The organism is Leifsonia aquatica (genome assembly GCF_014190775.1).
GTDB lineage: Bacteria > Actinomycetota > Actinomycetes > Actinomycetales > Microbacteriaceae > Leifsonia > Leifsonia aquatica.
In genome coordinates, this window is the sequence record NZ_JACHVP010000001.1 from 107,593 (window position 1) to 117,952 (window position 10,360).

The following is a 10,360-nucleotide window of genomic DNA, read 5'->3' on the forward strand; positions in this document are numbered from 1 at the left end:
GTATGACGGCGAGCGTCTCCCGTTCGCGTCCGTTGCGCGCGCTCTACGCGGGCAACGCGACCGCGGTGATGCAGCGCGGCTGGCGCGCGACCCGCAGCACGAACTGGCTCGTCATCGTGTCCGGCTTCTTCGAGCCGATCTTCTACCTCCTCTCGCTCGGCATCGGCCTCGGCAAGCTCGTCGGCGACGTGCACACCTCGACCGGGCAGCCGGTCTCGTACGCCGCGTTCATCGCCCCGGCCCTCCTGGCGACCGCCGCCATGAACGGCGCGGTGTACGACTCCACCTGGAACGTCTTCTTCAAGATGCACTTCGCCAAGCTGTACGAGGGGATGCTCTCCACCTCCCTCGGGCCGCTCGACGTCGCGCTCGGCGAGATCCTGCTCGCGCTCGCCCGCGGCGCCCTCTATGCGCTCGGCTTCATGCTCGTCATGCAGGTGCTCGGCCTCAACCTGTCGTGGTGGGCGCTGCTCGCGCTCCCGGCCGTCCTCCTCATCGCCTTCGGCTTCGCCAGCTTCGGGATGGGCGTCACCAGCTACATGAAGACTTTCCAGCAGATGGACTGGATCAACTTCGTCCTGCTGCCGATGTTCCTGCTGTCGGCGACCTTCTATCCGATCACCGTCTACCCGGAGGCGATCCAGTGGGTCATCCGCTGCCTCCCGCTCTGGCACGGGGTCGAGCTCGTCCGCGGCCTCACGACCGGCGCCGTCGACGTCGGGATGCTGTGGCACGTCCTCTACTTCGCCGTGATGGTCGTCCTCGGCCTCATCCTGACCACGCGCCGCCTCCGCGCGCTCTTCCTCGACTGAGGAGCACGCGGCCTCTGCCGGACAATACCGACGACCGCGACGCTCTCACCACCGTGTCCGCACCCTATTCCGGCCGGGTTCCGCGCTGATGGTTCGCCCACGGGTGTTCTTGTGCGGCGAGATTGGCGACGCGAGCGCGATCCGTGATACTTGTGGGTGGGGTCTCGGGGCATGCCGCCGGCGCTGACGCTGCGGGCCCCGAAAGGCAGTGACCGCACGGATGCGCGGTGCGCGCGACGGTTGCAGGATGGGGTGCGATGAAGTCGAGGGGAGCCCTCCGGGGCATGTTCGCGGGCGCGCTCGCCCTGGCTTTGGCGACGGTTCCCGCAGTCTCCGCGACGGCCGACACGACCGACGGCAACTGGTGGTACGACTACTACAACGTCGGCCAGGCCCACGCCGCGGGCTGGACCGGCAAGGGCGTGAAGATCACAGTGATCGACGAGCAGATCAACCCGGACCTGCCGGTGTTCTCGGGAGCGAACCTGAAGGTCGATCCGACCGCTTACTGCGGTGGTTCGCCGACGAGTGCAAAGGCAGACGAGGGATCGGTGCACGGCACGACGATCACCGCCCTCTTGATCGGCAACGGGACCGGGGGCGGCGCTGTGCGCGGCATCGCTCCTGACGCGTCCGTGACCTTCGAAGGGTATGGATCGAGCACGTGCGGCGCCAGCGCGAAGAACGCGAGCAGCATCGGGCGCGCGCTTCAAGCGGCGATCGACTCAGGAAGTGACATCATCACCACGTCTGTGGGATTCGACCTCATGTCGGAGCCGGACATGGCGATCCTCGCCGACGCCGCTTCCAAGGGCATCATCGTCCTCGCCTCCGTTCCGAACAGGAACGACGAGATCACGGGCCTGCCATCGCGGGCGAACGGAGTCGTCGCGGTCAACGCCGTCGACCAGGACGGGAAGATCCAGGCGTACGACGGAGTCGTGACGATCAACCCGGAGGTGACCGTCGTTGCCGCGGGTGTCGGGATCGCGACCGTCGGCGATGAGCAGTCGGCCAGCTGGGACGACTCGTATCGTGCCCAGGGCTCCTCAGAGGCGACACCACTCGTCGCCGGGATGCTGGCCGCGGCGAAGCAGAAGTACCCGCAGGCGACGGGCAACCAGCTGATCCAGTCGCTGATCCACAACACGACGCCGGACGATCACGGGCTCATTCGCGATACGACCGCTGGCTACGGCTACGGCCCCGCCTCACTCACTCATCTGCTCGCGGTGGACCCGACGACGTACCCGGACACGAACCCGCTCGTCGACAAGTCCTACGGCAAGCCGACTTCCGAGCAGATCGCCGGGGCGTCGACCTCGAGCCCCGAACCATCGAACGCCTCGGGATCGGGAGCATCAGGTGGGGGCGGCTCTGACGCCGCGCCGGTCGGACTCTTCATCGGAATCGGAATAGCGGTCGTGGTGGTCCTCGCTATCGTCGCCGTTCTGATCGTCGTACTATCGCGCCGGAGAGCTCCGCGCGGGAATGGGGGAAACGCATGAACATGGGGCCGTGGGAGACCCGACTGGCTAAGCTGGCGTCCGCAAAAGCGGACGTGAGCCTGCCGAACGCAGACCAGCTCGTATCTCAGCTGGAAGCCCTCAACCGCATAACGACCACGGCTAAGGATGATGTCGGGTTGAACGGGACGGCGGGCGAAGCCGCCACCGCCGCGCTCGGGTCGGTTGCTTCGAGGGCGGATGCTCTGTCCCAGAGCGTGGCATCCATTCAGACGCAAGTCGACTCCGCCAACGCAACCCGGCGCAACCTCGCCAACAACGAGCTGGACCGACTCGACAAAGATGCTCCGGCTGGGCTCAACAGCACGCAGGCGAATATCCTGCAGTCCGCGGTAACCGGTGCCACCTTCTTTCTCGGCCCGCTGTCGATCGTCGCGGGCCCGGGTGCTGTCGCTGCCGTCAACAACTTCATGGCAGCCAACCGCGAGTCGACCGCCCGAGCGGCGGTGCAGAAGGTGAGCGATGCGATGGACGCGTACGAGTTGTCCACCGGATCCGAGACCGCTACCGGCGGCCGCCTCCCCGAATCAGCCCCATCCGGTCCTAGCTCCTCGACGCCCGGCGGCACGGGCGGCGGCACCCCCGGGGGCGGCAGGCTCCCCGCCGGCGGCTCCTTCGGCGGATACCCCGGCGCACACATCGAGCCGCTCTCGCAGGTCGACACGGGCGGCGTCATCAGCCTCCCGCACACCGGCGGCACGATCGGCGGCGGCCACACCGGCACGGGCGTGACGCCCGGTACCGGCATCGACGGTTCCATCACGCCGGACGGCCCGATCTCGGGCGGTTCGACGACGCCCGGGTGGGGTTCGGGCGGCAGCAACGGCGGGCTCGGCGGCGGCAACGGCGGCGGTTTCGGCTCGACCCCGGGTCTGGCCGCGGGTGCGGGCGGAGCGCTCGCCCTCGGCGGTGCGAAGCTCGTCGCCGCGCGCGGTGGATCGATGCTCGGCTCTGGCCTCAACGCCAAGGTGGGCTCGCTCGGCGCCGGTGGTGCCGGCGGCAAGCTCGGCGGTCTGAGCGGCGCGGCGGAGTCCGCTGCGGCGCGCTCCGGCTCGCTCGCGGGCGCAGGACGCGCGGGAACCGGCGGACTGCTCGGATCCGGGTCGGGTTCGGGTGCCGCGGGAGCAGCAGGCGAAGGCGCCGCCGCGCGCGGCGGCGCCGGCGCGGGCATGATGGGCGGAGCCGGCGGCGCCGGCCGATCGGACGAGAAGCGGCAGGGCCGCGGACTCGGCGGTCCCATCGCGCCCAAGATCGACGAGGACCAGGAGCGCGGACCCCGGTCGGCGTCGGCCGGTCCCGGCGGCCGCGGCTGAGCCGCGGACGTCGACTCACCAGGTGCTGAAGGATGCGGGCGTGAACACGATCTCGACTGAACCGTGCCGACGGGCGTGACCGAGCGGCGTCGCCTCGCGATCGTCGACGGTGCACGCGTGCACGAGATCGTCGTCCCCGCGGGCACGCTGCTCGAGACGGCTCTCGACGGGATCGGCCTCCGCCTGCAGGCCGGACAGCAGGTCCTCGTGGAGCGCACGGGACGCGAGGTCGCGATCGACCAACCCGCGTGGCGGCTCGACGACGGCGCCCTCCTGTCGGTCATCGACCTCCGCGACCGCCCGCAGCCGAGCAAACGCAACGCCACAGCATCCGGTGCAGCGCTCACCACCGAGACCGTCGCGTGGTGGATCCTCGGAGCCGTCGGCGTGCTCCTCAGCGCGCTCGTGCTCGGGGGCACGGACGCCCTCCCGGCCGACCTCCGGATCGGCGGCGCGCTCGGGCTCGGACTCGCCGCGCTGATCGTCGGGATCGCCTGGTCGGTGCGCACGCGCGACGGTGAGGCAGACCCGGCAGCGACCGCGGCAGCCACGCCGGCCGCAGCCCTGGGACCGCTCGCCCTCGCCTTCGCGGCGGGAGCGGCGGCCATCCCGTCGTCCGCCCACAGCATCCCCCTCGTCGTTCTCACCGGCCTCGCCGCCGCTGCGGTGCTCGCCGCCGTCATCGCCCTCGTGGCCTCCTCCGAGCAGGTGCGGGACTCCGCGGGCGCCGCCGCCGTCGTGCTCCTCATCCTCGGGGCGATCTGGGCACTCGCCCTGCTCCTCGGGATGCCCGCGCAGGGCGCTGCGGCGATCACGCTCGGCGCCGCGCCGGTCGCGCTGCGCGCCCTCCCGACGATGCTCCTCGACGTGCCGCCCGGGATGTTCATCGACTACCAGCGCTACCAGTCGACCCGCTGGGCCGTGCGCGAGCGCGTGCCCGAGCCGGGGGAGCCCGTCACGCTGACGGGTGCGCGGCGCATCGCGGGCCAGTCGACGGCGCGGCTGCGGACGGCGACGGTCATGATCGCCGGGATCGCGGCGATCTCCGCCCCCCTGGCATTGGTCCCGCTCCAGCAGGCCGACCCGTTGCGGTTCTGGGGCCAGCTCGTCCTCTCAGCGACCGCCTCCCTCGCTCTCCTCCTCGGCGCCCGACGGTCGTCGGTGCGGCTGCTGCGCTGGGTGCCCCGCGCCGCCGCGGCCGTGGTCGTGCTCTCCGTCGTCGTGGCGGCGATCCTGGCCTCCGGTGCCCTCGGTCTCAGTGTCGCCGCCGCCGGGCTGCTTGTGATCGGGATCGCGACCTCGGCCGTGCTCGTCGCCGTCGGCCGCGGAGCGAGCTCGCTGTTCTGGTCCCGCCTCGCCGACCGCGTCGAGGCGCTGTGCGTGGTCTTCGCGCTCCCGGCCGGCCTCGTCGCCGCCGGCGTCATCGACCTGATGAGAGGGGTGATGGCGTGATGAGCGCTGTCTCGTGCTGGAACTGCGGGCAGACGCTGCCCGACGGGACGGCCCGCTGCCCGTCGTGCGGCGTCCCGCAGGATCGCCGCCCCGCTGCGCCCGCCACGGGAGGCACGCCCGTCACCGGAGGCGCGCCTGCCGTCGGCGCGCTGCCCGGGGCGACTCGCGCCGTCGCTCGTGACGCCTCCCCGCTCGGCCCGGAGTTCGCCGGGAACCCGGCCGCCGTCGGCGCGCGCCTCGCGGCCTTCACGATCGACGTCGTCGCGGTCGCCGTCGTCGGCGTCGCCGTCGCGATTCTGACGCGTTCCGCCGTCCTGACCGCCCTCGCCGTCGTCGAGCTGGCCGTCGGGCTGCTCGTCCTGCAGGCGCGCACCGGCCTCGGCCTCGGGAACGCCCTCCTGCGCCTGCGCGTCTCGCGCAGCGACGCGCCCTTCTCGCCGGGGCTCGGTCGCGCCTTCGTGCGCTCCTTCCTCACCGGCGCGGGCTCGCTCGTCCTGGGAGTCGGCGCGTGGGTCGTCGAAGCCTCGTCGGCGTGGGACCGCGGCGCGAGGCGCCGCTCCTGGGCGGACCGCGCCGCAGGCACGGTCGTGGTCGCCGTTCCGCGGCGCGTGGCGACGGAAACCGCAGCCCCGGCGGCGCCGTCGATCGTCGCGCCCCCGCTGCCGGGCGGTGTCTCCTTCGACCTCTCCGAGCAGGTGACGGTGCTGCCCGGAGCCGCACCCGCCATCGCTCCCGCGCCGTCGGCCGCCCCCGCGGCGCCCTCCGCACCGGTCCTCGCCCCGCCCCAGGTCATCCCGTCCCGCGACGTTCGCGGGGTCGTCGGCGACACCGGCCGATCCTCCGACACGGGCACCGGGACGGGAACGGGGACCGGCACCCCCGGCGCTCCCGGACCCGTTCCCGTCGAAGCAGCGGGAGGTGTCGTCGGCGGCGAGACCGGCGGCGAGCTCCTCCTGATCTTCGACACGGGACAGCGCGAGCAGCTTCCGGTGCCCGTCGCGGTCAACCTCGGTCGCGCTCCCGCAGGAAGCGAGCCCGGCGACCGGCTCGTCGTGGTCCGCGACCCCGAGCACACCGTGTCGAAGACGCACGCGCGCCTCGAGCATTCGTTCTCGGGCACGTGGATCACGGACGGTGGCTCGACCAACGGCACCGAGCTCCTCGACGAGACCGGGGCCTCCCGGCGCCTCGAGCCCGGCGTCCGGACCCTCGTCGAAGACGGCGTCCGCGTGCAGCTGGGCAACCGCGTCTTCACCATCAGCAGACTTCTCGGAGGTGCGTCATGAGCGCTGGTCCCCGGCTCGCACCCCCGCGCGTCCCCGGCGGCAAGATCGTCGTGCAGGCGCCGCCGGAGCTCGTCCCGAGCGAGAGCGGCGGCCTCATCACGTCGCTGCTGCCCATGCTCGGCAGCATCGGCGCGATCGTCATGGTCACGATCTCCAACGCCGGCCCGACCGGCTTCATCACCGGCGGCATGTTCCTGCTCTCGTCGCTCGGCTTCGTGGCCGTGAACGGCTGGCGGCAGCGATCGCAGCGCACGTCGCAGGTGCTCGGGAGCCGGCGGGAGTACCTGGCGTACCTCTCCGAGCTGCGCGACACCGTGCGCACGGCGGCCCGTCAGCAGCGCCGGTACGGCAACTGGGTGAACCCGGCGCCGTCGGCGCTCCCGTTCATCACCGAGGACCGCACGCGCGTGTGGGAGCGGATCTCCTCCGACGAGGACTTCCTGCTCGCCCGCATCGGCGTCTCGGACCAGCCGCTGTGCGTGACGCTCGAGGCCCCCGAGCTGCCGCCGCTCGCGCAGCTCGACCCGGTCGCGGCCTCCGCCGCGCACCGCTTCATGCTGACGCACGAGGTGCAGCCGCGCCTGCCGCTGGCCGTGCCGCTCACCGACTACTCGCGGGTGGAGATCACCGGTGGCGACGAGAACGCCGTCCGGTCCCTCGCCCGCTCGATCCTGCTCGGGATCGCCACGATGCAGTCGCCGGACGACGTGCGCATCGCGGTGCTCGCGGGCGACGGCCAGCTCTCGCAGTGGGAGTGGGCCAAGTGGCTCCCGCACGTGCAGTCCGTGCGCGTGGAGGACCGGCTCGGCCCGGCGCGCGCGATCTCTTCCTCGATCGAGGAGCTCGCCCGGATGCTGCCCGCCGAACTGCGAGAGCGCCCGCGGTTCTCGCCGGGGGCGAAGGCCGCTCCGCACGTCATCCTCGTCGTCGACGGCGCACGGGTGCCGGCGGGCGATCCGCTCGTGGGCGGCGACGGCGTCGCCGGGGTGACCGTCATCGAGCTGCCGACCCGCTGGGGCGCCCTGGAGGACGCGGACGTGCTCCGGCTCGCGCTTCCCGGTGACCCTTCGGCGCCCGCCGACCGGGCCGAGGCCATCGACCTCCAGTCCGACACGCGCGTGTTCACCCCGGACACCGTCTCGGTGGTCGAGGCGGAGGCCACCGCACGCCGGTTGCTGCCCCTCTACGCCGGGCCGGTCGCCGCCACCGACGGCGGCACCACGCGGGCGCAGCTGGAGCTCGTCGAGCTGCTCGGCCTCCCGGACGTGCGGGAGGTCGACCTCGACCGCGCCTGGGCGGGGCGCCTGGAGCGCGACCGCCTGCGCGTCCCGATCGGACAGGACACCGACGGCGCCACCCTGGTGCTCGACCTCAAGGAGGCCGCGCAGCAGGGCATGGGACCGCACGGCGTGCTCATCGGCGCCACCGGTTCCGGCAAGTCGGAGGTGCTCCGCACGCTGGTGCTCGCCCTCGCGCTGACGCACTCGCCCGAGCAGCTCAACTTCGTGCTCGTCGACTTCAAGGGCGGCGCGACCTTCGCCGGCATGGCGGGGATGCCCCACGTGTCCGCCATCATCACGAACCTCGGCAGCGAGCTGGCCCTCGTGGACCGCTTCCAGGACGCCCTGCAGGGCGAGGTGGTGCGGCGACAGGAGCTGCTGCGCGCGGCAGGCAACTTCGCGAACGTGTCCGACTACGAGAAGGCGCGCCGCAACGGCCGCACCGACCTCGAACCCCTCCCGGCGCTGCTGATCGTCGCCGACGAGTTCTCCGAACTGCTCGCGGCGAAGCCGGAGTTCGTCGAGAGCTTCGTGAGCATCGGCCGCGTCGGCCGATCGCTGCAGATCCACCTCCTGCTCGCGTCGCAGCGGCTGGAGGAGGGCAAGCTCCGCGGCCTCGACACCTACCTCTCGTACCGCATCGGTCTGCGCACGTTCTCCGCGGCCGAGTCGCGCACGGTCCTCGGCGTCCCGGACGCGTACACGCTGCCGCAGGAGCCGGGCGTCGGCTACCTCAAGGCCGACACCGAGTCGATGACGCAGTTCCGCGCCGCCTACGTCTCCGGTCCGCCGAAGACCCGCCGTCGCGCGGGTGGCGGCGACGGCCCCGTGACGGCGACCGCCGCGGACGTCGCCCTGTTCACGGCGGCCGCGCAGCCGCTCGAACTCCCGGAGTCCACCGAGGCTCCGGTCGTGACGACGTCCGTCGAGCCGGTGGAGGAGCGCAGCACATTCCAGATCGCGGTCGAGCGGATGAGCGGCCGCGGTCCTGCGGCGCACCAGGTCTGGCTGCCGCCGCTGCGCGATCCCGAGCCCCTCGACCGGCTCATGCCCGACCTCGCGGTCGACCCGGCCCTGGGGCTCGTGTCGCCGTCGTGGCGCGCGGCGGGTTCGCTCACTGTCCCGCTGGGCGTCGTCGACGTGCCGCTCGAGCAGCGGCGCGAGCAGCTCGTCGTCTCCCTCGGCGGCGCGGGCGGTCACGTGGCCATCGTCGGCGGACCGCTCAGCGGCAAGTCCACGCTCGTCAGGACCCTGGTGGCATCCCTCGCCCTCACCGGAACGCCGCTCGAACTGCAGTTCTACGTGCTCGACTTCGGCGGCGGCAGCTTCGTCGGCATGCAGCGGCTGCCGCACGTCGCCGGCGTCGCGACCCGTACCGAGGAGGAGTCGGTGCGCCGCACGGTCGCCGAGGTGGAGTCGATCCTGGACGCCCGCGAGCTGTACTTCCGCCAGCACGGCATCGACTCGATCGACACCTACCGGCAGCGCCGCGCCGAGGGACTGGTCGACGACGGCTGGGGCGACGTGTTCCTCGTCGTGGACAGCTGGTCGACGCTGCGGACCGAGTACGAGGCGCTCGAACCCCGCATCCAGGCCATCGCGGCGCGCGGACTCAGCTTCGGCGTTCACCTCGTCGTCACCACGAACCGGTGGCTCGAGATCCGCTCCAGCCTGAAGGACCTGCTGCAGACCCGCGTGGAGCTGCGCCAGGGCGACGCGAGCGACTCCGAGATCGACCGGAAGGCCGCCGCCAACGTGCCCGCCGATGCCCCCGGCCGCGGTCTCGCGCCGAGCAAGCTGCACATGCTCGGCGCCCTGCCGCGCATCGACGGCTCGGGCGACGCGTCCCGGCTGGTCGACGGCGTCGACGACCTCGTCGACCGCGTCTCGAACGCCTGGCGCGGGCCGGCGGGCCCGAAGCTGCGGCTCCTGCCGGAGGACATCTCGCTCGACGAGGTGCGCGCCCAGGCGCCCGCGGGCGACCGCCGGCTGCTCCTCGGCGTCGACGAGGCCCAGCTCGCCCCCTTCGGCATCGACCTGGCCGCCGAGTCGCACCTCTACCTCTACGGCGACTCCGGGATGGGCAAGTCGTCGTTCCTGCGCGGCATCGTGCAGGAGATCGGCCGGCTCTACACCCCGGAGCAGGCCAAGATCTTCGCGATCGACTACCGGCGCGCACTGCTCGGCGAGATCCCGAGCGAGTACCTCGGTGCGTACATCACGTCGCACGACCAGGCGATGTCGGGCGTGGGCGAGCTCGCCCAGTTCTTCTCCGGCCGCCTCCCGGGCCAGGACGTGACGACCGAGCAGCTGCGGGACCGTTCGTGGTGGAAGGGCGCGGAGGGCTTCGTGATCGTGGACGACTACGACCTCGTCGCGACCAGCCAGGGCAACCCGGTGGCCGCTCTGCGCCCGCTGCTCGCCCAGGCGGCCGACGTCGGCCTCCACGTCATCATCACGCGGCGCACCGGCGGTGCGAGCCGCCAGGCGTACGACCCGATCATCCAGGGCTTCACCGACCTCGGCGTCACCGGCATCATCCTCGGCGGCAACCCGGAGGAGGGCGCCCTGATCGACCGGGTGAAGCCGATCCCGTCGGTGCCGGGACGCGCCCAGGTCGTGAGCCGCGAGCGCGGTCTGTTCTCGGCCCAGCTCGCCCTCCCTGCGACCCGAACGGGGCGATGATCCGGC

At 72.4% G+C, this 10,360-nt stretch carries 6 protein-coding genes; all 6 read left to right on the forward strand.

Translation table 11 applies throughout. The features are described 5' to 3' along the window. Positions 1–2: 2 nt before the first annotated feature. The 6 genes from FHX33_RS00480 (at position 3) to eccCa (ending at position 10,354) form a co-directional block, all read left to right on the forward strand. Positions 3–812, forward strand: coding sequence for an ABC transporter permease (locus FHX33_RS00480; RefSeq protein ID WP_039923114.1), 810 nt, complete (start codon positions 3–5; stop codon positions 810–812). A 257-nt stretch (positions 813–1,069) separates the two neighbouring features. Next, positions 1,070–2,320 (forward strand): S8 family peptidase, encoded by a 1,251-nt coding sequence (locus FHX33_RS00485; RefSeq protein WP_021764185.1) that lies wholly within the window; start codon positions 1,070–1,072, stop codon positions 2,318–2,320. A 215-nt stretch (positions 2,321–2,535) separates the two neighbouring features. Further along, positions 2,536–3,651, forward strand: a complete 1,116-nt coding sequence (locus tag FHX33_RS00490) for a hypothetical protein (protein ID WP_183428045.1) — start codon at positions 2,536–2,538, stop codon at positions 3,649–3,651. 75 nt (positions 3,652–3,726) lie between these two features. Beyond that, positions 3,727–5,103, forward strand: a complete 1,377-nt coding sequence (locus tag FHX33_RS00495; protein WP_183428046.1) for a ubiquitin family protein — start codon at positions 3,727–3,729, stop codon at positions 5,101–5,103. Continuing rightward, positions 5,103–6,389, forward strand: a complete 1,287-nt coding sequence (locus FHX33_RS00500) for an RDD family protein (RefSeq protein ID WP_183428047.1) — start codon at positions 5,103–5,105, stop codon at positions 6,387–6,389. The genes FHX33_RS00495 and FHX33_RS00500 overlap by 1 nt, the downstream gene beginning before the upstream one ends. After that, positions 6,386–10,354, forward strand: coding sequence for a type VII secretion protein EccCa (gene eccCa, locus FHX33_RS00505; protein ID WP_183428048.1), 3,969 nt, complete (start codon positions 6,386–6,388; stop codon positions 10,352–10,354). Before FHX33_RS00500 ends, eccCa begins: the two co-directional genes overlap by 4 nt. Positions 10,355–10,360: the final 6 nt, after the last annotated feature.